The organism is Streptococcus infantis (genome assembly GCF_047460685.1).
GTDB lineage: Bacteria > Bacillota > Bacilli > Lactobacillales > Streptococcaceae > Streptococcus > Streptococcus infantis_AD.
Genome location: NZ_JASHFS010000014.1, coordinates 1 through 24,958, shown reverse-complemented (window position 1 = coordinate 24,958; position 24,958 = coordinate 1). Strand labels below are relative to the sequence as shown.

Annotated in this window: 28 protein-coding genes, 1 pseudogene and 1 other annotated feature; of the genes and pseudogenes, 6 read left to right on the top strand and 23 right to left on the bottom strand. The window is 36.9% G+C overall.

From position 1 onward, the window contains the following. Window positions 1–6: 6 nt before the first annotated feature. The 16 genes from QM917_RS07765 to rplJ form a co-directional block, all read right to left on the bottom strand. Window positions 7–861 carry a conjugal transfer protein TrbL gene (locus QM917_RS07765; protein WP_001054259.1) on the bottom strand — a complete coding sequence of 285 codons (855 nt, stop codon included), beginning with the start codon at window positions 859–861 and terminating at the stop codon, window positions 7–9. A 16-nt stretch (window positions 862–877) separates the two neighbouring features. Then, window positions 878–1,120 (bottom strand): hypothetical protein, encoded by a 243-nt coding sequence (locus tag QM917_RS07760; protein ID WP_000627865.1) that lies wholly within the window; start codon window positions 1,118–1,120, stop codon window positions 878–880. Window positions 1,121–1,140: 20 nt separating this feature from the next. After that, on the bottom strand, window positions 1,141–3,018 hold the full coding sequence (locus QM917_RS07755; protein WP_414285428.1) for a VirD4-like conjugal transfer protein, CD1115 family: 1,878 nt from the start codon (window positions 3,016–3,018) through the stop codon (window positions 1,141–1,143). Further along, window positions 3,018–3,506 carry a hypothetical protein gene (locus QM917_RS07750; protein ID WP_414285423.1) on the bottom strand — a complete coding sequence of 163 codons (489 nt, stop codon included), beginning with the start codon at window positions 3,504–3,506 and terminating at the stop codon, window positions 3,018–3,020. The genes QM917_RS07755 and QM917_RS07750 overlap by 1 nt, the downstream gene beginning before the upstream one ends. Next, entirely contained in the window at window positions 3,496–3,795 is a 300-nt protein-coding gene (locus QM917_RS07745) for a hypothetical protein (RefSeq protein WP_049474495.1), read from the bottom strand. The genes QM917_RS07750 and QM917_RS07745 overlap by 11 nt, the downstream gene beginning before the upstream one ends. A gap of 282 nt (window positions 3,796–4,077) precedes the next feature. Beyond that, a complete protein-coding gene (locus QM917_RS07740) occupies window positions 4,078–4,914 on the bottom strand; it encodes a nucleotidyl transferase AbiEii/AbiGii toxin family protein (RefSeq protein WP_000492399.1) in 837 nt (278 codons plus the stop codon). Beyond that, a complete protein-coding gene (locus QM917_RS07735; RefSeq protein ID WP_000227919.1) occupies window positions 4,914–5,504 on the bottom strand; it encodes a type IV toxin-antitoxin system AbiEi family antitoxin domain-containing protein in 591 nt (196 codons plus the stop codon). The genes QM917_RS07740 and QM917_RS07735 overlap by 1 nt, the downstream gene beginning before the upstream one ends. A gap of 129 nt (window positions 5,505–5,633) precedes the next feature. Beyond that, window positions 5,634–6,221, bottom strand: a complete 588-nt coding sequence (locus QM917_RS07730) for a CPBP family intramembrane glutamic endopeptidase (RefSeq protein ID WP_049512264.1) — start codon at window positions 6,219–6,221, stop codon at window positions 5,634–5,636. A 2-nt stretch (window positions 6,222–6,223) separates the two neighbouring features. Further along, window positions 6,224–6,457, bottom strand: coding sequence for a transcriptional regulator (locus tag QM917_RS07725; RefSeq protein ID WP_414285422.1), 234 nt, complete (start codon window positions 6,455–6,457; stop codon window positions 6,224–6,226). Between the two features lie 12 nt (window positions 6,458–6,469). Continuing rightward, window positions 6,470–6,850 (bottom strand): arsenate reductase family protein, encoded by a 381-nt coding sequence (locus QM917_RS07720; RefSeq protein WP_000566533.1) that lies wholly within the window; start codon window positions 6,848–6,850, stop codon window positions 6,470–6,472. Continuing rightward, complete coding sequence (locus QM917_RS07715) at window positions 6,843–7,292, bottom strand: hypothetical protein (RefSeq protein ID WP_414285421.1); 450 nt, start codon at window positions 7,290–7,292, stop codon at window positions 6,843–6,845. The genes QM917_RS07720 and QM917_RS07715 overlap by 8 nt, the downstream gene beginning before the upstream one ends. Beyond that, window positions 7,276–8,634 carry a DNA (cytosine-5-)-methyltransferase gene (dcm, locus tag QM917_RS07710; protein WP_414285427.1) on the bottom strand — a complete coding sequence of 453 codons (1,359 nt, stop codon included), beginning with the start codon at window positions 8,632–8,634 and terminating at the stop codon, window positions 7,276–7,278. The genes QM917_RS07715 and dcm overlap by 17 nt, the downstream gene beginning before the upstream one ends. A 99-nt stretch (window positions 8,635–8,733) precedes the next feature. Beyond that, complete coding sequence (locus tag QM917_RS07705) at window positions 8,734–9,513, bottom strand: replication initiator protein A (RefSeq protein WP_061706398.1); 780 nt, start codon at window positions 9,511–9,513, stop codon at window positions 8,734–8,736. Next, window positions 9,510–9,683, bottom strand: coding sequence for a hypothetical protein (locus tag QM917_RS07700; protein WP_414285420.1), 174 nt, complete (start codon window positions 9,681–9,683; stop codon window positions 9,510–9,512). The genes QM917_RS07705 and QM917_RS07700 overlap by 4 nt, the downstream gene beginning before the upstream one ends. 201 nt (window positions 9,684–9,884) lie before the next feature. Next, the gene (rplL, locus tag QM917_RS07695) at window positions 9,885–10,250 is read right to left on the bottom strand and encodes a 50S ribosomal protein L7/L12 (RefSeq protein WP_001196968.1); all 366 of its coding nucleotides are present in this window, start codon (window positions 10,248–10,250) and stop codon (window positions 9,885–9,887) included. A gap of 73 nt (window positions 10,251–10,323) precedes the next feature. Then, complete coding sequence (gene rplJ, locus QM917_RS07690; RefSeq protein ID WP_001287269.1) at window positions 10,324–10,824, bottom strand: 50S ribosomal protein L10; 501 nt, start codon at window positions 10,822–10,824, stop codon at window positions 10,324–10,326. A 38-nt stretch (window positions 10,825–10,862) separates the two neighbouring features. Next, window positions 10,863–10,998 (bottom strand) — a sequence feature (ribosomal protein L10 leader region). 175 nt (window positions 10,999–11,173) lie between these two features. Between rplJ and QM917_RS07685 the strand changes: the two genes are divergently transcribed. Both QM917_RS07685 and QM917_RS07680 read left to right on the top strand, forming a co-directional pair. Continuing rightward, a complete protein-coding gene (locus tag QM917_RS07685) occupies window positions 11,174–11,701 on the top strand; it encodes an ECF transporter S component (RefSeq protein WP_001095969.1) in 528 nt (175 codons plus the stop codon). Between the two features lie 18 nt (window positions 11,702–11,719). After that, window positions 11,720–12,235, top strand: a complete 516-nt coding sequence (locus QM917_RS07680) for a transcription repressor NadR (RefSeq protein ID WP_281334992.1) — start codon at window positions 11,720–11,722, stop codon at window positions 12,233–12,235. Here QM917_RS07680 and QM917_RS07675 read toward each other — a convergent pair. The 5 genes from QM917_RS07675 to uvrB all read right to left on the bottom strand — a co-directional run bounded on the left by QM917_RS07675 (window position 12,232) and on the right by uvrB (window position 18,073). After that, complete coding sequence (locus QM917_RS07675) at window positions 12,232–12,699, bottom strand: 8-oxo-dGTP diphosphatase (protein WP_281334993.1); 468 nt, start codon at window positions 12,697–12,699, stop codon at window positions 12,232–12,234. The two genes, QM917_RS07680 and QM917_RS07675, sit on opposite strands and share 4 nt — an antisense overlap. A 19-nt stretch (window positions 12,700–12,718) precedes the next feature. Then, on the bottom strand, window positions 12,719–13,153 hold the full coding sequence (locus QM917_RS07670; RefSeq protein WP_045763321.1) for a hypothetical protein: 435 nt from the start codon (window positions 13,151–13,153) through the stop codon (window positions 12,719–12,721). 498 nt (window positions 13,154–13,651) lie between these two features. Further along, window positions 13,652–14,176 carry a hypothetical protein gene (locus tag QM917_RS07665; protein WP_414285419.1) on the bottom strand — a complete coding sequence of 175 codons (525 nt, stop codon included), beginning with the start codon at window positions 14,174–14,176 and terminating at the stop codon, window positions 13,652–13,654. Window positions 14,177–14,241: 65 nt separating this feature from the next. Further along, entirely contained in the window at window positions 14,242–16,065 is a 1,824-nt protein-coding gene (locus tag QM917_RS07660; RefSeq protein ID WP_414285418.1) for a DUF2971 domain-containing protein, read from the bottom strand. Between the two features lie 19 nt (window positions 16,066–16,084). After that, complete coding sequence (uvrB, locus tag QM917_RS07655; RefSeq protein ID WP_049548304.1) at window positions 16,085–18,073, bottom strand: excinuclease ABC subunit UvrB; 1,989 nt, start codon at window positions 18,071–18,073, stop codon at window positions 16,085–16,087. 180 nt (window positions 18,074–18,253) lie between these two features. Here uvrB and QM917_RS07650 point away from each other — a divergent pair, with 180 nt between their 5' ends. From QM917_RS07650 to zwf, 3 genes are all read left to right on the top strand, one after another. After that, a complete protein-coding gene (locus tag QM917_RS07650; RefSeq protein WP_049548303.1) occupies window positions 18,254–20,419 on the top strand; it encodes an ABC transporter substrate-binding protein/permease in 2,166 nt (721 codons plus the stop codon). Further along, window positions 20,419–21,159 carry an amino acid ABC transporter ATP-binding protein gene (locus QM917_RS07645; protein ID WP_049548302.1) on the top strand — a complete coding sequence of 247 codons (741 nt, stop codon included), beginning with the start codon at window positions 20,419–20,421 and terminating at the stop codon, window positions 21,157–21,159. Before QM917_RS07650 ends, QM917_RS07645 begins: the two co-directional genes overlap by 1 nt. A gap of 354 nt (window positions 21,160–21,513) precedes the next feature. Then, window positions 21,514–23,001, top strand: a complete 1,488-nt coding sequence (zwf, locus tag QM917_RS07640; RefSeq protein ID WP_049548301.1) for a glucose-6-phosphate dehydrogenase — start codon at window positions 21,514–21,516, stop codon at window positions 22,999–23,001. Between the two features lie 88 nt (window positions 23,002–23,089). Here the strand turns inward: zwf and QM917_RS07635 are convergent, their stop codons facing one another. Both QM917_RS07635 and tnpA read right to left on the bottom strand, forming a co-directional pair. Next, window positions 23,090–24,346 carry an ISL3 family transposase gene (locus tag QM917_RS07635; RefSeq protein ID WP_414285417.1) on the bottom strand — a complete coding sequence of 419 codons (1,257 nt, stop codon included), beginning with the start codon at window positions 24,344–24,346 and terminating at the stop codon, window positions 23,090–23,092. A gap of 218 nt (window positions 24,347–24,564) precedes the next feature. After that, window positions 24,565–24,834 (bottom strand): annotated as a pseudogene (gene tnpA / locus QM917_RS07630) (IS200/IS605 family transposase); the annotation flags it as partial. A gap of 45 nt (window positions 24,835–24,879) precedes the next feature. Here tnpA and QM917_RS07625 point away from each other — a divergent pair. Beyond that, a partial coding sequence (locus QM917_RS07625; protein ID WP_137995624.1) for an IS630 transposase-related protein occupies window positions 24,880–24,958 on the top strand: 79 nt, incomplete at its 3' end.

Sequence of the window (24,958 nt, the reverse complement as noted above, 5' to 3'; positions counted from 1 at the left end):
ATCTAATTACATACCTAAAATTGAGCGAGCCGTACGTTGAGAACCAACGAGGGCAATAATCAGTAAGATAGCTTGTACCAAACTACCAAACATAATCGCAAGTGATTGCAAGACTCCTGCACCATTTGAAACAGCTATTTTCCCAGCAGATTCAAACAAAGGAACAAGAGAAACAATCAGAAAAATGAGAACCCCTTGTACCGCATAAACCATAATATTTTTTAAATAACCAATACCAATAGACTTCCATTCATCACTTAAAAATGTTGGAATCGTAAGAGGGGCAAATGGAATCATAAGGTAGAGTTGAATAAATCGAATAGATACCAAAAGATTAACCATGGCTGCACTTACTATCCGAACAAGCCAAATGAGGAGGGCGAAAAAGCCCACAATCATCCGGCCAATAAATCCTGAACCTTTTAATCCAGAGAGTGTATCATACTTTGCCCCACCGTGAGCCACAATCGAGGCCACTTGTTCAATGGCGTGACTCGCAATCCCGATGATAGCTTCTACAATAACGGTAGTATTGGTAATTACAACTGCGACCATAATATAACTAATCAACATCGGCGCTAATGCTTCAAAGGTCATCGCTCCACCTGAGTTAGCAATTTTCTTTGCCATCTTCGAAAATTCTAAGATGAGAACAACTGATAAAATCGCAACTCCAAGAGGTTGCATGACACTTTTAGTAATACTAGACATATAAGTCCAAACTGTTGGATTGTAGCTAGATAGAGATTTAATCAGATCTACCGTAGATTGTAAATCCACATTAAATCCTTCAAATAAATTTTCAGCTGATATTTTTTCAGATGCAAGGTAAACAAAGGGTGAGACTAAACTAAGATTCATGTCATTGTTTATCCTCCTAAATTGAAATTTGAGTTACAAAGGCTCCAGCAGCCCCTACCATTACTCCACCGACAATTTCCAGAATGGCATTCCGAACACCTGGTCCACCATCTTTAATGTTGGTTGCAAGATTGACAATCCCCACAACAACGAGAAAGGCACCAACCGCAATCAATCCCTTCTGTAACAAAGACATAGCTTGTGCAAACATAGCACTTGCGTCTACTCCATAAACAAAACCTTTAAAATGCGTAATCATCTATTTCCTCTTTTCTATTTTTATTTTAAACTAGATTCAAAAGTTAAATCACGAATTCTGAGGCCTTCAAGATGGTTTTCTTGACTTTGATTCAAAGGATTGATTTGATAGTTCCACCACCGTTCATCGCTTTCTTGATTGGCTAGGTATTTCCAGTTTGGATGCTTAGTGGAATTGTATTTTTTGCTTTTAAAGACAGGCATATTGGCAATTCGAACCAAGCATTCATGCCGTTTCATATTTCCGACTTCATCAGGTGTCATTAAATCACGAGCAATCTTTTGATGAGAAAGGGATCCTGAACCTGTCTGGCCAAAGGAACGACTAGTATTTCGAACATCAATGGTTTGTTTACCGAGTAAGCCACTCATAAATTTAAAGGTATCTTCATCATTACCACCTAAGTAGACTAAGCTATCACAGTTCCCAAGAATGGTTTTCCAAGCTTCTTTTTCTTTATAGAGCCCTTGAAGTTGGGCAATATTTTGTAGAATAGGAACGAGACTCATATTTCGAGAACGGACTGTTGAGGTTTGTTCAGCAAAATCTGGGATTTCTCCGATATTTGCGAACTCATCTAAGTAAACTCTCACATGAAGAGGCAATTGACCCTTAAAATCAATATCTGCTTGTCTTGTTAGGGTTTGAAATACGGTTGAAAAAAAGAGGGCTGAAAGAAAACGAAAGGTACTATCGTTATCTGGGATAACTAAGTAAACCATTGATTTTTCCTGGCCCCATGTCTTCATATCAAGGGTATCTCTTTTGGTCAAATCCATGACACTTTGAATATTGAAAAGGGCAAATTTAGCAGTGGTTACAGCTATAACAGAATCCAGAGTCTTATCCTTATAATTTTGGAAATCTGCCCAATTTCGCATGGTAAAATTTTCAGTTCCATACTTTTTAGCATAATTTTCAAATAGAATTTCTAAGACACTTTTTTCTTGGTTTTCACCCTTGGATAAGTGTTTAATGAGTTTTGATATTTCAGCAAAACTTGGATAACGCCCTCGTTTTTTTCGCTCCTCCACTTCTTTTTTTTGACGTTTCAACAAGTTTTTGTATTCTTTTTGACTTAAACGACTTTCTTCTATGAGCTGTTCTCTTGTTTTGGGTGGATTATAGAAATCGACCAAGTAGGAGGCTAAAGCTCGGACCAAAGTCATAGAAGCTTCATCCCAAAATGGATCACTACGAGAGCCAGAGCCTTTGGTGTTATTGAAATAAACCGTCAGCATGCGATTCAAATCATTTTCTGTCTCTATATAGCGAAAAGGATTGAAGCCATCTGAGTTCTTCATATTGACTAAATCTAACACCTTTACTTGGTAGCCATGTTCTAAAAAGAGTTTTCCTGTTTTCTCGGCCAAGTGATCTTTAGGATCCACTACAATATTAGAACTATTCATCTGAATTAGATTGGGTTTCACAAAGCGAAATGTCTTCCCACTTCCTGAACCTCCGATCACTGCAATATTCTTATTTCTATCATATTGGGGTGGTTTTTTATCTAATAATGTCAAACGAACATCTTGTGCTAAGATCGTATCATGTAAAAATTCCTTACCGTAAAAGAGCTTCTTTTCTTTTAGAGTTCCAAAACGGGCGCTCCCGTATTCTACCCCTTCTCGGTATTGTTTTTTACCAGTCTCTAGATAGAGATAAACCAGCAACATCATCACAAAGCCTAGTAGAAAAAAAGCACTTGATTTTCCAGTAAAGGAAACATTCCATGGCGACTGAAGAACTTCATCTTGACCTTCCATCAGAAGATGAATCCATTTATCTAATGTATTTCCAGTATAGGAATCATACAAAAGCGTCAAACGATGAAAAAGATAGCCTAGTAAGATACCTAACAGTGAGAATAGTAGGAATTTCTTTCCACTGTACATCATCTCACCATCTCTTTCTGTTTGACGGCACCTTCTTGTCTAAAGGTAATTTGGGATTTAGCCTCATCAATTGCATCGTCTAATGACTTATCCATGATAAAATCAGCTAATTTCTCCGGATCATTAACCATTTTTTCTAACAGATGGTCTAAATGATTGTCTAGAATCGAACGGTCTTTCGTGTAGAAATGCAGAGAATCCCCTTGCCAAGCGATGGCTAAAGGAATCTCTTCTTTTTCTAAAAAAGCTTTAAATTTCTCTATATCAATTGGTTTGTCTAAAAAATCTTTCTTCAGATTAATCGTATCAATCGAATAAGGAGATTGTAGCAATTCTTCTAATTTCTGCACTCCTACCTTATAGGCGGAATCCTGTGCTAAAGCCTGACGTCTAGACCATTCTAGAATCTTTAAGAGACTTTTTACAGTAAATAAAAGACTACGCTCAGCATATTGAACTGCCATTCGTTCCTGTTGTTCAGAGGACATCTGATGCCTCCTCCTTAACAAATAGCAGCTTTCCTTCTTTATAACGATAAGCTATCAATTTCTGACGTTGCTTAATCGACTTGACAACCTGCAGTAGATCTCTAGAATAAGATTCTCGAAGAGTAACTTCTACTGCTTTCCCATCAACGATACCAACACGTTTAAATTCAATGTAGTCTTTTTTGAGATGTCCTAAGCCCATACCAAAAGGAAAGTGATGAATCAATTGGATGGTACAACCACCTTTATTTCCCATTTGTTTCAAATCATACAAGTTTACTACCTTCATGATTAACTCCTTTATCTAGTTTGTCGCATCGTTTAAGTCTGGTAACGATAAACTCCGTGTCTGTTAGAAAATTCTCACACACGTCTTGTGCCAGTTGCCCTTCACAGGGAAATACTCTCAGTCCCTACTTACACAGGCACGCTAATCAAGACGGAGTGGATTCAATTTTCAAAGAACAGGTAGCTTTATTATAGATAAGAGTAGTTGAAATTTTTATCACATTTTTGGGGTTGTTGGAATAAAAAAAGCAACTCACTGCTTTACGAATGAGTTGCTTTTGTACTAAAATATTTGTTGCATAATTTCCCTAATGACCTGAACAGAGTTATCAAATGAGATATCTTTAGCATACTTAAATTGGCGTTGATAACGAATCCATAGCTCTTTCTGATAATCAGAAATTTCAATTCCTCTCACTTGTTCTTCCCAATTATAAATAGTATCTTTACTTTTACGTTTTTCTGCCGTATTCTCAAGTGCATTTTTTAATACTTCTAGATTAATCTCTTCTTTTCTAAGTTTATACAAGGTGAAAAGATCATATCGATCACGTGGGCGTGTCGAAGCTAATCCCCTACTGATGATTGTTTCTAACTTTTCAGCAAGTACAGTCTCTAGATTATATGTCCATATCTTGATACTTTCATTAGTAAAGATAGAAGTCATTGAATAAGTAATTTCTCTTGGTGTAATCTTATCACCAGTAGTAATATCAATAAAAACAACCTCCTTTAATGTATCAAAAGTTGCATTTAATTTTAATGAAAATCCTCCATATTCATCATCTTGGCGAATAGGTTCTAGCTTATCTACTGAAAATGAAAATCCATCAGTTTTAGAACAAAGAATCTCTTCAAAGATATGAATCAAATTTTCTCTGCTCATTTCGGTTCCCTTCAGAGTGACATCTAAATCCATTGTGGTTCGCTTATCTAGTCCAATCATTTGACCTATTAGATACCCTCCTTTTACAATGAAGGAATCTCTATAAGAACTAGTAGAAATCAGCTTTAATACTTGCTCAATTAAATAATGTTGTTGTACTTGTTGAGCTGGAATTCCCTTATCTTTTGAAATGTTTTTGATTTTTGCTTTAAAGCTATTCGCATTTGAAAACATTAAGATAGTACCTCCGTATAAGATTGTAACTTATCAGTTACTTTAAATAGCTGGGCATAATAAAATAATTTGTGTAAATGAATTTTATTTTGTTGAAAATATTTTTTAAACGCTGGTGCAATAATTTGAAGATCCACCTGATGAACTGGTCTTAGACATTCAACCAAAACTCGTTCAACTTCATAAACTTTAATAAATTGACCAGGAAGGCGCTCTATTTCAATAATTCCTTCACTATAGTGAGAGCGTAAAATAATAGGACATATATCTGCTTCCTTAATGTTTTTGGTATTCGTACCATAAGGAAAACTCATCGTCATATTAAAAGGGATAGTCAAAGATAAACCATGTAACCAAAGTGCTGTCTCCAAAGAAAAGATTCCCTTTGGAAATCGATACTGAAGGACAAACCACTCATCTAAATAAATATCAGGTAAGCGATATAACCCTTTTTCTTCAGCATCGATTTTTCCTTCTGCAACCATTTTTAATAAGGTTTTGTAGTGTAAATTTTCATCTATTACTTGTTTAAAAGTTAAAAAACCATACTGATTGAAAGAGTTCATCAGTTTCTCTCTTTTATCAACCATATCATTCTCCTTTCTTAGAAATAAAATGCTAACACCTACTATATATGTTAGCATTTTATTTCTTTAAAATCAATTCATTTAGTTTTTTTATTTCAAAATTGATCCATGCTTAAGACAGACCAGCTATTATTAAAGAAAAAATAAGACATAGACTGATAGGTTCCACACCAAATGTAGCCCCATACTGCCCCATAAGTCCGATTTGTAGCGCACAAGCCCTAAAAACATCCCAAGTGAAACATACAAACACCAAGCTAAAATGGTTCCTGGATGATGAGCTAAGGCAAATAAAATACTTGTCAAAGCAACTCGAATATCTAATTTTCTAACCAAGTTCCATAAAATTTCTCGATACAGAAATTCTTCAACCATACTCGCATTGATTAATAACAATAAAAATGAAAACCAAGGGACTTGATGTTGAAGGCCAATTAAGTTTGCTTGATTCGTAGTTCCTTGAGCATGGATTAGGCTAAAACATAGATTTATAATCAGTAGGCTAACGAATACAATACCAAGCCATTTCATCCTAGTTTTCATATTGACCTTGACAACTTGTTTTCGTTGACCATACATCCATAAAAAAGAAATGAGCGACGCACAATAGAGAATCTGTAGTATGGTTAACTCACTAATACAAAGCAATTTCAGTAAGTATAGGGATACCAATAAGACATTTACTTGTTGGAATATATAAACTGGAATTATTCTTTTCATAGTTACCTCCGAAATAAATCTTCATAATCTAAATCTAATACCTGCACAATCCTTTCTACCCATGGACTTTGAGGCATTCGTTGTTCCATCTTGTAGTGGCGTATCTTTTGATACAAACGATTCAATTCACTTGGATAGTGAAACTCTCTCGCAAACATTTTTCTGGTTAACTCAATCCAGCTGATATTTCTTTCAGCCAAAATAATGGACAAGTTCTCCCAAAATCGTTCAGCCATATTGATTCTCCTTTAGTTAGATAAATAATGTGTTTGTGCCATGTAAATCAATTGTTTCGTATCTCTTGGCAATAAAGCTCTAGCCTCTTCCAAATTCAGATTTGGATAAACTCTCTTATTTGAAACCGCAAGAGGAAGTCTGATGGTTAGTTCAGGATTTTTTAAGATCATCTCAATGAAATCCGTTAATCTTAAATTGTCACGGTTCTTAAATCGTAATAAATTTGGAGATAAAAACTCAAAACAATCTGAAGAATAGCTCATCATCTCAATTAATTTATCCCTTGTCATTTCAGAAATCGAATGACAAGATACCTCAATGCCATAGTTTTTGAAGAAGTCTAAAAGAAGTTGATTTCTTTGGCTATTTTTACTTAGATAGAGATCAATCATGGGAGACCTCCCAAAGATTCGGTTCCATTTGATATTCTGAGACTATTAAGGAATCTAATAAATTTGCGAAGTTAATCGGTTTCTTGTCTTCATCATGAGCTTTTACAGTTACTTGGGTTGTAAGTATTCCCTCTTTTCCCTCGGCTTGATAGCCTTGCCCATATAAAACAAAAACAAGATTATGATTATCATCTACAAAGGCATCAACCCCATTCTTTATGTCTTGACTTTCAAGGAATTCCATAACGTTTTGAAGATAGGACTCGTAAAATAGTGGGTAGTTGTGTTTTTTATGGTAATCATCTAAAAATGTTACTTCAAACTCACATGGATAATTGGGTATCAAAAATAATTGTTCATCCAGCTGTTTGATTTCTGCATCATGTAATTCTGTTTCTAATTCATCACAATCTAGTATTGATTCTTTATTTAATGCTTTCATCTTTTTCCTCTATTTCTTTTAATTTCTTTGCGATTGCGGCAATCACAGGAACGGTTACACTATTACCAGCTTGTTTATAGAGCTGACTATTACTAGAGACTTTTCTAGCAGCTTCAAAAGCCCAATCAGGAAAGCCCTGCAGGCGAAAACACTCTTTAGGAGTGATTCGTCGTATTCTAAAACGGTAAAATTGTCCATCTATTAATACACCGGCTACATGATAAACTTGTTTATCTTCTCCTTCATAACTAGCAACTACTACTCCCATTTGACCACTAGTTGTTAACGTATTCGCTATACCTTTTCCAACTCTACCACGACGATACTGAGAACTTGGTCTTTCCAAATTGATTGAATCTCCTATTTCTGCTTGAGCGTATCCTTTTTTCGTTGCTTCCCGGACTTTTAGAAATTGGATTGGTTCTGGAATCAGTATTTTGGGGATTTTATCTCCACCTTGCATCGTAGTCAGTGTTGGAGATAAGCCCTCACTTCCATAGACGCGACCAGTTTCCTTAAAGCTAGTTGGTAAATCTCCAACAACGACAATACCATGGCGATCCTGAGTATTTAAAGTAAACATTGGCTCTTGATTATCCTTGAAACGTCTACCATTTTGTCTTTTTTCTAATCTGTCTGGTGTCATACAAGGAAGCGCAACTTTAAATCCTTCTCCTTTTCCACGAACTAAGGTTGGCGCAAGACCTTCTGAATAATAGACTTTACCACTCATTCCACTTCTTGATGGATTCAAATTTCCTAGTGCTTTCAAAGTCTCAGAGTTAGTTGCTTGACCTTCTCGTCTGAAAGGAAATAAGAGTCTGGTACCTTTCTTTCTAGAATGTCCGATAATAAACACCCTCTCTCTGTTTTGGGCAACGCCAAAATCCTTACTGTTAAGCACCTGCCACTCAACATCAAACCCCAACTCATCAAGTGTGGTAAGGATTGTGGTGAACGTCCGTCCCTTATCGTGATTGAGTAGGCCTTTAACATTTTCAAGAAAAAGAAAACGTGGTTGGATTTGTTTGGCCGCCCGAGCAATTTCAAAGAACAAAGTTCCTCTAGTATCTTCAAATCCCAATCGTCTTCCTGCGATTGAAAATGCTTGACAAGGGAATCCCCCACAGATGATATCGACTTTCCCTCTAAGTTTTTTAAATTCGTCATCTGAAACATCTCGTATGTCATGAAATTCAATTTCTCCTTCCGTTTGAAAAATGGACTTATAAGATTTCCTAGCAAATTTATCAATCTCACAAAATCCAATACACTCGTGTCCGACACTTTCCATTCCAAGTCGAAAACCACCGATACCTGAAAATAAATCAATAAATCTCATTTCTTGATTACCCCTTTCTGATCGACTATCAATGTCCAAAGTGTCACACCACTTGAAATTAAAATGAGCATAACTAATATCCACTCGATTGGCGACATTTTAACCACCTCCTTTTCTAACACGGTTATTCCAAACAGAATACAAGCCGTTAAATACAAATTCAGCAAGCACTTCCGCGCGTCTAACAAAGCGAACATTGTCAAGAGCATATTGATAGATTCTTTCAAAATCAGTCATAGCAATTTCACTGGCTGTTTCAGAAAAACCTTCTCGTCTAAATTGATCTTGTACCAATCCCCAAATATAATCTCGATCATATTTTGTGACCTTTTCTACTTTTCTTTTCAAGATAGGTTGAGTATTCCTATCCTCCTCATCCTCAATAAATAAAGAATCAGTCTCACTATATTTAGTCTCACTAACTTCAGTCTCACTAGGGGCTGAATGTGAGACGGGGGCTGTTTCATTTTCAACCTGCCCTAGTCTTTTTTTAACACTAGGCCTGTTTGAATTACCTACTGGGGTAGTAGACAACTCCCCTAAATAAATCTTATTAGCTAGTCTCCCTTTCTCACTTGAAGACTGTTGGACTTCATCAATTAGGTCATATTCTTTTAGAATTTTTTTGATTGATAGTAATTTTGACTTCGAACAACCTAACAGCCTCATCAGTTTAGAATTAGAAAATACTAAATAAACCGCTCCTTCTTCATCTATCCAACCACGACTAAGAGATAATTCTAAACGATCTTTTAAAATAGAATAAGCCACCTTTACTTCTAGTTTCATATCCATATATTTCTCATCCTCAAAAAGAATTTTAGGTAATTTGTAATACCGTTCTGAAGTTTGGTATTGATTTGCGGTAATTCGTTTCATAGCGCACCTCCAAGTTCTTTGAGTATTAAATCTCCACTTGATTCCAAGCGAACCAAGCCACTTTTTTCTAATTCAGCCATAAGAGATATGGCTTCAACAATGTCAATTTCCATTTCACGTACTAAAAATGAAATGACAATATAGCGTGATGATTGTAATTCTTTTGTCATTTTCCCTCCAGAAAATAAAAAAAGGAGAACAATATTCAACTGTTCTCCAAAATAATTTTATTAAAAAGAAAAACCCTGCCAAATTAATTTTTGGTAGGGTTTTTGGCAGGAAACTAAATTAATTTATCAGTTTCTAAAATGTGTTCACGATTCTAAAAGGCTGATACTATAGTATTCCGAATTCTAATTGGTATATGCCTCTTATTTAAGAGTAACTGAAGCTCCAGCTTCTTCCAATTTAGCTTTGATTTCTTCAGCTTCTGCAGCTGCAACGCCTTCTTTGATGACACCTGGTGCACCATCAACAAGTTCTTTAGCTTCTTTAAGACCAAGACCTGTGATTTCACGTACAACTTTGATAACGCCGACTTTCTTGTCGCCTGCAGCTGTCAATTCAACGTCAAATGAATCTTTAGCAGCTTCTTCAGCACCACCAGCAGCAGCTACAGCTACAGGAGCAGCTGCAGTTACACCAAATTCTTCTTCGATAGCTTTTACAAGGTCGTTCAATTCAAGGATTGAAGCTTCTTTAATTTCAGCAATAATGTTTTCAATGTTCAATGCCATTGTTATTTCCTCCAAATAAGTTTATATTTTATGTTTATATTTTTGTAGCTAGGCTACGCTGCGTAGCTTAAGATTAAGCTGCGTCTTCTTTGTTGTCTGCAACCGCTTTGACTGCAAGAGCAACGTTGCGCACTGGCGCTTGAAGTACAGAAAGGAGCATAGAAAGAAGTCCTTCGCGGTTTGGAAGAGTTGCAAGAGCAACGATTTCTTCTTTTGATGCGACAGCGCCTTCGATTGCACCACCTTTGATTTCAAGTGCGTCAGCGTTTTTAGCAAAGTCGTTCAAGATTTTCGCTGGAGCGATAACATCTTCGTTAGAAAATGCTACAGCAGATGGTCCAACAAATACAGATGCAAGTTCTGCAAGGCCAGCTTTTTCAGCTGCACGACGTAAGATTGAGTTTTTAATAACTTTATACTCAACTTCGCTTCCACGAAGCTCACGACGAAGAACTGTATCTTGTTCAACTGTCAAACCACGAGCGTCTACAACGACGATTGATGCAGCAGCTTTCATTTTTTCAGCTACTACGTCAACTAGTTCCGCTTTTTTAGCAATAATTGCTTCACTCATTAGTGTGTTCACCTCCGTAATTATTTTGCTTGGGGAATTTTTCCAAAAGAAAAACGCGCCCAAACCTAGACACGAAAGTACAATACGCTTCTTTTTACATGATACGTTTTGTCCTCGGTAGGATATTTATGAGTCGAGCTCCCCTACTGTCTTAGGCAGTTTTTTCAAACCGTATATAAGTATACCATACTACTTTGTTTAGTGCAAGAGTTTTTTTCTTATTTTTTAAAAAATTTATTTATTTTTTAACCTTATTTCAAGATAATCTCCTCAAAAATCAATTTTGCTTCTTGACTTGTTTGATTTTTTATTGTACTATACAACTGTATATACAGAAAAAGGAGTTATTATGAATACACAAAAGAAAACACAATTCATGACCTTGACCGCATTGCTGACAGCTATCGCTATTTTGATTCCTTTGGTCATGCCCTTTAAAATTGTCATTCCTCCCGCTTCCTACACTTTAGGAAGTCACGTTGCTATTTTTATCGCTATGTTTCTCTCGCCATGGATGGCTATCTTTGTTATTATAGCTTCTAGTTTAGGATTTCTCATGGCTGGGTATCCGATTGTCATTGTACTTCGCGCCTTTTCCCACATATTCTTTGGAAGTCTAGGTGCTTTCTATCTTCAAAAACATCCTCAAACCTTGGACAATAAGAAATCTTCATTGATTTTTAACTTTGTACTTGGTTTGGTTCATGCTATTGCTGAAGTTTTGGCTTGTATGATCTTTTATGCTAGTACTGGAACTGACTTAAAAAATATGTTCTATGTCTTGTTTGTATTAGTTGGATTTGGTACTATTATCCATAGTATGGTAGACTATTACTTAGCCTTGGCTGTTTATAAAGCATTGAGAAAACGCCGTTAAGCGTTAAGAGAGAAGAACATGACAAAAAATCGAAAAGAAGCACTTTTACAACTGTTAAAGGAGTCTCAAAAACCTCTAAATGGTCAAACTTTAGCAGACCGTTTTCATGTAACCCGTCAGATTATCGTTCAGGACATTGCTGTTCTACGTGCTGATGGTGCTCCGATCTTATCAACCAATCGTGGCTATATTTATAAAGAGAATAAAACCAATCCTTATGTTCACAAACTGTTTAAAGTTAAGCACGAGATGGAAGAAATTGGTCAAGAACTTCTAGCTATCGTCGATAATGGGGGACGTGTTCAGAATACCTTGATTGATCATCCTGTCTACGGTGAAATTGAAACCTTGCTCAAACTCTCTTGTCGCCGTGACGTTCAGCATTTTTTAGAGCAAGTCGAAAGATCTGACTTTAGACCACTTTCTGAATTAACAGATGGCGTCCATTATCACCTAGTCGAAGCTGAAAACGAACAAGACCTTCTCTATATCGAGAAGGCCTTGGACCAGCTAGGTTATTTAGTAAAGGATTAGAATATTTTCTTTTCCCATCCATCTTCTGTACGGTGACGATAGAAAAATTCTGACTTATCAGGAGCTTCCATCATCTCCATCAAGGGTAACATATCATAGGCCAGATCCAAGTTTGGAATCTGGTCTTTTTGCACCCAGGAGACTTCTCCTTCATCCGAAGAACGAAGCCTTCCAGAAAACTCAGTCGCCTTATAACAAAAGACAATATAGCGTTCACCCGAATCTAAAGGCCAATTTTTAATGCCGACAAGTTGAGGATTTTGAATCGTCAGACCTGTTTCCTCGTAAATTTCACGAATAACAGATTCAGCGAATGCTTCTCCATTTTCAACATGACCTCCTGGAAAGGCATAGCCAGACCAGCGGTTGGTTTCAGGCGATCGATACTGCATAACCACGCGCTGATTTTCAAGGTCTTCAATCAGGCAAATATTAGTTAAAATGGTTAATTGTGCTCTAGACATAGAACTCACTTTCTAATGTTTAATTTTTTTCTACATACTTAACTTTAGATTTCATAATCAAAGGATTAACTAAGTCATGATATTCATGAATTTCATGGAGTAAGAATCCTCTGATGATTCTTATTTCATTTTTTTCCCTAATCACATAGTAGTCTAAATTGATAGGCATAGATGAATCTGGAACCGTGGAGAAAAATAAAAATATCATAAACCAGATTATGAGAGCAACGAATCCACTGAGAGCTTGAAAAATCAGATGATGCCATTGAAAGATTCTAGATTTATAAAAGATAGTCCACGGATGGATAAATAGGGTTAAACAAAGACCAAAGAACCAGAAATTCCACAAGACCGGTGTAAAGGCTAAACCAAAAAGCCCTAAGATAAAATGAAGCAGTACAAATACCAGGCACAAAAGATAAATAAACCTAAATACAGTTAGATGTTTCATCATGATTGACTCCTTTTCTTTTCAATATATTTCATCGCTAGAGTTATAATAGATGCCAAACTGAAAAAGATCAGATAAGTTGCAATAGGAAACCAGATGTAGCGGTGATCTAGGGATAAGAGGGGAGGTAAAACGTAGTGAGTCCGTGTTTTAATTCCCATGTCAAGTGAATTATAAAACCGAAACTATTGATATAAAGAAACGGTTCTAAATAATCTTTAAAATTTTTCTTAGTTGAACAAATTTCTCGCAGATAATAAGCATAGAACCTAGCAAATATCAAAAGTATATTACAGTAGAGCGGAAACATGTAGTCCTTATGGTTATATGGGCTTGGTATAAGGATAATTACTTGAAAAACAATACCTATTAGTCCAGTTATTGATAATAAAACTATAAAATCCACTAAGAAGGCCAACAGCTTATGAGAATCTAACCACAGATTGAACTTCTCTACCCTGGATAATTTCTTTTTCCTTTTTAATTTTCTTTTATGATTTTTCATTTGAGTGAATTTTCCCCATTTCCTTTTGTCCTCTTTTCAATATACTTGGAAAGAAAACCTATCAAAATCGCTACTAAAAAGAATATTAAGTAAGTAACGATTGGAAACCAAATGTAACGGTGATCTAGGGATAAGAGGGACGGCAAAATTCCTTTACTATTTTTCCCGCCAATACCAATAAAGAGATGAACTATTAAACCAATACTATTAAGATAGATAAATAAATCTGCATATCTTTTTATTGTCATCCTTGTCTTAGACATGTCTAGGAACCAATAGTCAAATAATCGATACACCAGACAAAAAATATTTATATATATTGGAAAACTATAGTTGAATTCTCTGTATGGTGATGGAATAGGAAGGAATTTAAAAACAAGAGTGACACCTAGCCCTATTCCTAATATTAGGCCAAATACCAAGAAGAAACCTACTAATTTATGAGAATCCATCCAAAGCTGAAAACTTTCTTTTCTTGTGTGATTCCTTTTTTTATTTGAATTACTCTTATTATTTTTCATTTTTTACTCAAGAGTGGAATTACTCATTCTTCAACAAAATTTAAAAAAAATGTGAATCTCTAAACTCAACGATAAGGGATTTTCGAACTTTCTATCTCTATATCTGGATTAGCAAGTTTGAGGTAAGGAGCAATATAGTCTGCATCAGTAACCTTTGGACCCAGAATTACTTTTGAGTACTTCAAAGGAGCCAAATTGATGTATACAAATAAATCATATCTGCCATTGTCTTTTGAGCTTAATACAATATACTTCCTAAAATCATTATAGTTAACTTTATCAAAAATTTCTAACCCAATTTCTTCTTTCTTAAAGTATTTCTCATTTGTCGAATCATTGATATCTCTTTTAATAATATTTTGTATAGCTGTATCATCTAAATTAATTAAAATACGATACTCCATTTCATACTCATAGTCTTTAACCTTGAAAAGGTAAGAAATCTTCTTCAATTTCTCAGCAAAACTTATCAATTCTTTTTCAGCTTTCAGCTCTTGCAATTTTTCAAATAGCTGTTTTAAATTATCAAGAGATTTACCAACATCTGTTTCATCTTTATTCGCTGACATTAAATCCAAATAATGAACTTTAACAAACTCTATCGATTTATGAGCAACTATATCTTCAAGATAAGACAGATCATATTCAAGGAATGCTCCCTGAGATGAATCTGCATATTCCTTCCACATAGGTAAACTATCAGATACCGTGGTTAGAGAAGATATAAAAACATTGGAAGTTTGATATTGTTTGAAAAACGTATTATCTATACCCAAATAATCATATACTGCTCTTCCTTCCATCGGATCATTTAACTGTTTTAGATTAGTCAGTCGTAAAAAGGGAGATTTTACTTTAGGATCATTTTCATTTTTATTGTCATTTTTCCAGTCAGCTTTTATAAGATAATTTGTTAATGTGTCAATCTTAGTATAATGTCCAAAGGAACCTATTTCTTTCAACTCATTTGCATCAACAGTCAATTTAGAACGTATATAGTATATAATCTTGTCCGCTTGTTCTAAAAGTTGATTAGCATCAAATGACAGGATAAATTCTGAATCACTTTTCTCATTCAAAATATCATGATTATACTCCTCAATTAACTTAATAGCTTGGTTGCGAATTATATCCGAATCATTTTCTTCTGCTATCTTTCGAACAACATCAATCGAATCTTCAATTATATCATCAAAATGCCTTGATACAAAATCTAAGTATTCCTCAACATAATTAGATTGAGGGTTATTGAAATAATAGTTATTAATTTTTTCGAGATGTTCATTTTTAAAAATAGATACCATCTCATCTAATTCAAAATACCAATAGTCAATTCTCTCAAAATCAATATCTTGGAATATAAAACTTATAAATGATTCTAATTCCCTCTTTAACAAAATTCTTTTTTCTTCTGGTAAAGTATTCTGATTAAATAATTGATAAAAAACTGAAAGTATTGGAGGAGCTAGTAATTCAGGTTCCTCTAAATCACCATATAATACTAATTCAAGAATTCTTAAAAAACAACTTCCATCTTCAAACAATATAGAATATTCTTCATATTCTTTTGGTTCAAATAAATAATAATAAAGAATAAATAAATAATTAGAAAAATCATACCAATTATATAATAGTAAATTATTTGATAGTATTTTATTTAAGGTCTCTAAAATCTTTTTTCTAACAGTTTTATCAATTTGCACAACAAAAGTTACACAAACTGCAAGAAAAGATTTAACATATTTTAATTGTTCTTCTTTAGATAAGTCTAAATATTGATTAATAAAGTTTTCAAGTTCGGATTTCTGTTCTCTTCCATCCAAAGAATAAAAATAATTCTTTAATTCAGATTCACTAAATTTACCTGTAAAATAATGTAAATTTGCCATTTCATCTCCTACTAACACCCTAATCCAACGCCTTCACTTCCAGCATCATATCGCGAATCTGTGCTGCTAGTTCAAAGTCAAGCACTTCAACGGCTTCTTGCATTTGTTTTTCTAGTTTCTTGACGAGTTCTTTGCGCTCTTGTTTGTTGAGACTGTTGATGTCAACTTCCTTGTCCTCTTCCTTAGCAACTGCCTTGGTCACAGCAATCAGATCACGGATTTCTTTCTTAATGGTTTGTGGAACGATACCATGTTCTTCATTATAGGCCATCTGGATTTTCCGACGGCGAGCAGTTTCATCAATGGCACGTTGCATAGACTGAGTCACAGTGTCCGCATACATAATGACATGCCCTTCACTGTTACGAGCGGCACGTCCAATAGTCTGGATGAGTCCACGCTCGTTACGAAGGAAACCTTCCTTGTCAGCATCGAGAATGGCAACCAAGCTTACCTCAGGAACATCAATTCCTTCACGGAGGAGGTTGATTCCGACCAAGACATCAAAGACACCCAAACGTAGGTCACGGATAATCTCCGTCCGCTCTAAAGTCTTGATATCCGAGTGCATATACTTGACCTTGATGCCCATTTCTTTGAAGTAGTCGGTCAAATCTTCTGCCATTTTCTTGGTCAAGGTGGTGATAAAGGTTCGCTCGTTCTTTTCAACACGGGCATTGATTTCACCCAAGAGGTCATCAATCTGTCCCATAGTCGGACGGACCTCCACCTCAGGATCCAAAAGACCTGTCGGACGAATGATTTGCTCAATCACTGTCTCAGTCTGTTCATTTTCATAGTCACCAGGTGTCGCTGAAACGTAAACAATCTGATGCACATGACTTTCAAACTCTTCACGACGGAGAGGACGATTGTCCAAGGCTGACGGCAAACGGAAACCATAATTAACCAGCATTTCTTTACGAGAGCGGTCTCCATTGTACATTCCCTTGATTTGTCCCATAGTCATATGACTCTCGTCAATCATAATCAAGAAATCATCTGGAAAGAAGTCGAGAAGCGTATAAGGAGGCTCTCCTTCGCTACGTCCATCCATATGGCGTGAATAGTTCTCAACCCCGTTAGTATAGCCCATCTCACGCAGCATTTCGATATCATACTCTGTCCTCTGTTTCAAACGTTGGGCTTCAAGCAGTTTACCTTCCTTCTCAAAGACAGCTAGTTGTTCTTCTAATTCTGCCTGAATCTTTGCAATGGCAACTTCCATGTAGTCCTCATTGGTCACAAAGTGAGTCGCAGGGAAAATCGCCAAATGATCCACTTCTCCCAACACCTGACCTGTAAGCGCTTCAACTTCACGGATACGGTCAATTTCGTCTCCAAAAAATTCCACTCGAAAGGCGTGTTCATCACGGGAAGCTGGGAAAATCTCTACCACATCCCCACGAACGCGAAATCTTCCCCGTTGGAAATCAATATCGTTGCGCTCAAACTGGATATCCACCAAATCATTCAAGAGTTTATCACGAGAAATCTCTAGACCAGGACGGAGACTCACGACACTATTAGCGTATTCCTTTGGCGAACCCAAACCATAGATACAAGAGACTGAAGCTACTACAATGACATCATTGCGCTCCAGAAGGGCTGAAGTCGCTGAGTGGCGGAGCTTGTCAATCTCGTCATTGACAGAACTATCCTTCTCAATATAGGTATCACTAGAAGGGACATAGGCTTCTGGCTGGTAATAGTCATAGTAAGACACAAAATACTCAACAGCATTTTCAGGGAAAAATTCCTTAAACTCCCCATAGAGCTGTCCTGCTAGAGTTTTATTGTGGGCAATAACCAGAGTTGGTTTATTGACTTTGGAAATGACCTGACTCATGGTATAGGTCTTCCCTGTTCCAGTCGCCCCCATCAGAATCTGAGCTTTTTCTCCACCCTCGATATTATCAACCAACTGTTCAATGGCCTGCGGTTGGTCACCAGACGGTTGGTATTTAGATACGAGTTTAAATTTGTTGTCTGTAATTCTATTGATCATAATTGCCTCATACACATTTTCTATCCTTCTATTTTACCATAAAAAGGATCGACTTACTGATTCTCAACTTCTTGCCATTTAGCATCTTATGTCACATCTTCTCACATGAAAACACTAAATATTTGCCAACTTTTTTAGTTTCTGATATAATGGGAAAATATTCGGAAAAGGAGACTAAAAATGAAGAAAAAATTTCTAGCATTTTTGCTAATTTTATTCCCAATTTTCTCATTAGGTATTGCGAAAGCAGAGACGATTAAGATTGTGTCTGATACCGCCTATGCACCTTTTGAGTTTAAAGATTCAGATCAAACTTATAAAGGAATTGATGTTGACATTATTAACAAAGTCGCTGAGATTAAAGGATGGAACATTCAGATGTCCTATCCTGGATTTGACGCAGCGGTAAATGCGGTTCAAGCTGGTCAAGCTGACGCAATTATGGCAGGAATGACAAAAACTGCAGAACGTGAAAAAGTTTTCACCATGTCTGATACTTACTATGATACAAAAGTTGTCATTGCAACTACAAAGTCACACAAGATTAGCCAGTATGACCAATTAAAAGGTAAAACTGTTGGTGTTAAAAACGGTACTGCCGCTCAACGTTTCCTTGAAAGTATCAAGGACAAATATGGCTTTAGCATTAAAACATTTGACACTGGTGATTTGATGAACAACAGCTTGAGTGCTGGTGCCATCGATGCCATGATGGATGACAAACCTGTTATCGAATATGCCATTAACCAAGGTCAAGACCTCCATATTGAAATGGATGGTGAAGCTGTAGGTAGCTTTGCTTTCGGTGTTAAAAAAGGTAGCAAATACGAGCACTTAGTCACTGAATTTAACCAAGCCTTGGCTGAGATGAAAAAAGATGGTAGTCTTGATAAAATCATCAAGAAATGGACTGCTTCATCGTCTTCAGCAGTGCCAACTACAACTACTCTAGCGGGCTTAAAAGCTATTCCTGTTAAAGCTAAATATATCATTGCCAGCGATTCTTCTTTTGCACCTTTTGTTTTCCAAAATTCAAGCAACCAATTTACTGGTATTGATATGGACTTGATTAAGGCCATCGCTAAAGACCAAGGTTTTGAAATTGAAATTACCAATCCTGGTTTCGATGCAGCTATCAGTGCTGTCCAAGCTGGTCAAGCTGATGGTATCATTGCTGGTATGTCTGTCACAGATGCTCGTAAGGCAACTTTTGACTTCTCAGAATCCTACTACACTGCCAATACTATCCTTGGTGTCAAAGAATCAAGTACCATTGCTTCTTATGAAGATTTGAAAGGAAAGACAGTCGGTGTTAAAAACGGAACTGCTTCTCAAACCTTCCTAACTGAAAACCAAAGCAAATACGGTTACAAAATCAAAACCTTCGCTGATGGTTCATCAATGTATGACAGTTTAAACACTGGTGCCATCGATGCCGTTATGGATGATGAGCCTGTTCTCAAATATTCTATCAGCCAAGGTCAAAAATTGAAAACACCAATCCCTGGAACTCCAATCGGAGAAACAGCCTTTGCTGTTAAAAAAGGAGCAAATCCAGAATTGATTGAAATGTTCAATAACGGACTTGCAAACCTTAAAGCAAACGGTGAATTCCAAAAGATTCTTGACAAATACCTAGCTAGCGAATCATCAACTACATCAACAAGCACTGTTGATGAGACAACTATCTGGGGCTTGCTCCAAAACAACTACAAACAACTCCTTAGCGGTCTTGGCATCACTCTTGCTCTAGCTCTTATCTCGTTTGCTATTGCCATTGTCATCGGGATTATCTTCGGTATGTTTAGCGTTAGCCCATACAAATCTCTTCGTGTGATCTCTGAGATTTTCGTTGACGTTATCCGTGGTATTCCATTGATGATTCTTGCAGCCTTCATCTTCTGGGGAATTCCAAACTTTATCGAGTCCATTACAGGCCAACAAAGCCCCATTAACGACTTTGTAGCTGGTACTATTGCCCTATCGCTCAATGCAGCTGCTTATATCGCTGAAATCGTTCGTGGTGGTATTCAGGCCGTTCCAGTTGGTCAAATGGAAGCCAGCCGAAGCTTGGGTATCTCTTATGGAAAAACCATGCGTAAGATTATCTTGCCACAAGCAACTAAATTAATGTTGCCAAACTTCGTTAACCAATTCGTTATCGCTCTTAAAGATACAACTATCGTATCTGCTATCGGTTTGGTTGAACTTTTCCAAACTGGTAAGATCATCATCGCCCGTAACTACCAAAGTTTCAAGATGTATGCAATCCTTGCCATCTTCTATCTTGTAATTATCACACTTTTGACTAGACTAGCGAAACGCTTAGAAAAGAGGATTCGTTAATGGCAAAACTAAAAATTGATGTAAATGATTTACACAAAAACTACGGAAAAAATGAAGTCCTAAAAGGAATTACGACTAAGTTCTATGAAGGAGATGTTGTTTGTATCATCGGTCCTTCAGGTTCTGGTAAGTCAACCTTCCTCCGTAGCCTCAATCTTCTAGAAGAAGTCACTAGCGGTCACATCACTGTGAACGGCTATGATTTAACTGAAAAAACAACCAACGTTGACCACGTCCGTGAAAATATTGGAATGGTGTTCCAACACTTCAACCTCTTCCCACACATGTCTGTATTGGACAACATTACTTTTGCTCCAATTGAGCACAAGTTGATGACTAAAGAAGAAGCTGAGAAATTGGGAATGGAGTTGCTTGAAAAGGTTGGACTAGCAGATAAAGCTAATGCTAACCCAGATAGCCTATCCGGTGGTCAAAAACAACGTGTGGCTATCGCTCGTGGACTAGCAATGAATCCTGATATCATGCTCTTTGATGAACCAACTTCTGCCCTTGACCCTGAGATGGTTGGAGACGTACTAAACGTTATGAAAGAATTGGCTGAGCAAGGCATGACCATGATTATCGTAACCCATGAGATGGGATTTGCTCGTCAGGTTGCTAACCGCGTTATCTTTACTGCAGATGGCGAGTTCCTAGAAGACGGAACACCTGATCAAATCTTTGACAACCCACAACATCCGCGACTTAAAGAATTTTTAGACAAGGTTCTAAACGCCTAGAGGCAGGGCTAAAAGTCTTTATAATCAAAAAAACGCATTGTATCAGGTATAAAAAACTTGATATTATGCGTTTTATTGTGGAAAGATTTACTTCGGTTTCTCCTAATACTCAATGAAAATCAAAGAGCAAACTAGGAAGCTAGCCGAAAGCTGTACTTGAGTACGGTAAGGCGACGCTGACGTGGTTTGAAGAGATTTTCGAAGAGTATGAAATTGAGTTTTGCCTAACCTCTTAGTATAGCCGTATTGGATTTTTGGATTTTTTAGAAAATTATGATAAAATAAAGGATATGAAAAATGGGGACTCCTCATGCCTAGTTTAACTAGGAAACAAAATAGAAATTAGGTAGCTAGATGTCATCAAAAGTTATTGTTACAATTTTCGGTGCAAGTGGGGATTTGGCCAAACGTAAGCTCTACCCTTCACTTTTTAGACTTTATAAATCAGGTAATCTTTCTGATCATTTTGCTGTTATTGGAACTGCTCGTAGACCTTGGAGTAAGGAGTATTTCGAATCTGTTGTTGTCGAATCAATTCTTGACTTGGCTGATAGCGTTGAAGAGGCTCAAGCATTTGCGAGTCATTTTTACTATCAAAGCCACGATGTTAATGACACTGAGCACTACATCGAATTACGTAAACTTCAGGCTGAATTAAATGAAAAATATCAGACTGAACACAACAAACTCTTCTTCCTCTCAATGGCACCTCAGTTCTTTGGTACCATCGCTAAACACCTCAAATCAGAGCAAATTGTTGATGGTAAAGGCTTTGAACGTTTGATCGTTGAGAAACCTTTTGGAACCGACTATGAGACTGCAAGCAAATTAAACGAAGAACTCCTAGCTACTTTTAACGAAGAGCAAATCTATCGTATCGACCACTATCTCGGTAAAGAAATGATTCAAAGCATTTTTGCTATCCGATTTGCTAATATGATTTTTGAAAATGTTTGGAATCGTGAACACATCGATAATGTTCAGATTACCTTTGCAGAACGTCTAGGTGTTGAAGAGCGTGGTGGCTACTATGATGAGTCTGGTGCCCTTCGTGATATGGTTCAAAACCATACACTCCAACTCCTGTCACTCCTTGCTATGGACAAGCCTGCTAGCTTTACCAAGGATGACATTCGCGCAGAGAAAATCAAGGTCTTCAAGAACCTCTACCACTCTACAGATGAGGAACTTAAAGAGCACTTCATCCGTGGTCAATATCGTTCTGGTAAAGTTGATGGCATGAAATATATTTCATACCGTAGTGAACCAAATGTTAACCCTGAATCTATGACAGAAACCTTTGCTTCAGGTGCCTTCTTTGTAGATACCGACCGCTTCCGTGATGTACCTTTCTTCTTCCGTACAGGTAAACGCCTAACTGAAAAAGGAACACACGTGAACATTGTCTTCAAACAAATGGATTCAATCTTTGATCAACCTCTAGCACCAAATATTTTGACAATCTACATCCAACCAACAGAAGGATTCTCTCTCAGTCTTAACGGTAAAAAGGTGGGGGAAGAGTTTAGCCTTGCGCCAAACTCGCTTGACTATCGAACAGATGCGACTGCAACAGGTGCTTCACCAGACCCATATGAAAAACTCATCTATGATGTTTTGAACAATAATTCAACTAACTTTAGCCACTGGGATGAAGTGAGTGCATCATGGAAATTGATTGACCGTATCGAGAAGCTTTGGGCTGAAAACGGAGCTCCACTTCATGACTACAAGGCTGGTAGCATGGGACCTCAAGCTAGCTTTGATCTCCTTGAGAAATACGGTGCCAAATGGACATGGCAACCAGATATCGCCTATCGTAAAGATGGTCGTTTAGAATAATCATAACCACCCGTCTAACGGGTGGTTTGCCCCAGGGCTATAAGCCCAAATTACGGCTCTTTGTCAACTGTAGTGGGTTGATGAAAAGTTATAACCTGGAGAGGACCAACTTGGTTCTCTCCTTTTTGATATTCAAAGCAATGAGGATTCTAGTTTTAAAGTTTTCAAAGTTCCGGAAGCCAAAAGCATTGCGCTTGATGACCTTAATGAGGTTATTAGTAGCCTCTAGTTTTGCGTTTGAGTAGGGCAGTTCCAGTGAGTTCATGATTTTGTCCTTGTATTTCAAAAAGGTCTTGAAAACAGTTTGAAAAATAGGATTTACACAAGAACTCGTTTCTTCAATCAGTTCAAAGAAATGGTCTGTTTGTTTCTCTTGGAAATGAAACAGTAATAGTTGATAGAGGTCATAGTGCTCTCTAAGTTCTTGAGAGTATGCAAGAAGGTTTTCGAGAATCTCTTTATTGGTCAGGTGTGAGCGAAAAGTCGGGCGATAAAATCGTTTATCGCTGAGTTTACGGCTATCCTGTTGAATGAGTTTCCAGTAACGTTTCAATGCCTTATATTCGTGCGATTTTCTATCAAAACGATTCATGATTTGGATGCGAAGACGGTTCATAGCACGACTGAGATGTTGGACAATGTGAAAGCGGTCGAGAACGATTTTAGCGTTAGGAAAAATTTTTCTGGCTATATCGTAGTAGGGGTTAAACATATCCATGGTAATGACTTTCACGCGACTTCTCACCTTTCTAGAATAACGAAGAAAATGATTGCGAATGGTCACTTGAGTCCGCCCATCCAGGATAGCTACGATCTTTCTGGAATCAAAATCCTGTGCAATGAAGCTCATCTTACCTTTCTTGAAGCTGTATTCATCCCAAGACATGTGAGTTGGAAGGAAAGATAAATCTGTCTTGAATTTGAATTCTTTCAATTTACGAATGACTGTCGAAGTAGAGACAGATAGACTTTCTGCGATAGCCGTCATAGGGACTTTCTCGATTAATTTTTGAGTGATTTTCTGGTTGACGATGGTCGCGATTTGGTGATTCTTTTTGACTAAAGAAGTCTCTGCAACAGCTATTTTCCCGCAGACTTTACAACGGAAACGGCGTTTTCTCAATCGAATGAGTGTCTTATAGCCTGCACACTCTAGATAAGGGATTTTAGATTCTTTCTGGAAGTCATATTTAGTCATTTGCCCTAGGCAGCGAGGGCACACAGGTGCAGTATAATCTAGCTTAGCGATGATTTCTTTATGCGTTCCAGCATCAAGATAATCCAAGATTATGATGTTCTTATCTTTAATTTCGAGTAAGTTTGTGATAAAATTTAATTGTTCCATAAGATTCTTTCTAATGATGGTTTGGTCACTTTTCATTATAGGTCTTATGGGACTTTTTTTCTACAACAAAATAGGCTCCATAATTCCTATGGTGGTTCTACCCACTACAGAAATTATAGAGCCCAAATTACCAGCCAGCGCCTAAAGACGCTGGCTTTCACGTTGTTCAAGCCTCATTGCTCTTGACTCGTCACTTGCCTCTCAAAGAGGCGTTAGTATTACTTACCACTATCCCTAAAGGGATCCTCATATTCTTTGACACTCAATTTATCTAGTGCTATATCATGCTTTTCCTGTTCTTGGATATATTTCTTAATTGTGGCTTCATTGAGTCCCACCGTACTTACATAATAACCTTCCGCCCAGAAATGCCGATTCCCAAACTTGTACTTTAGATTGGCGTGTTTGTCAAACATCATGAGTGCACTTTTTCCTTTTAAATAACCCATGAAACTCGAAACACTTATCCTCGGTGGAATACTTACTATAGTAAAATGAACCTAAAACAGTACATAATGTGGTATAATCTTCTTATGGCATATTCAATAGATTTTCGTAAAAAAGTTCTCTCCTATTGTGAGCGAACAGGTAGTATAACAGAAGCATCACACA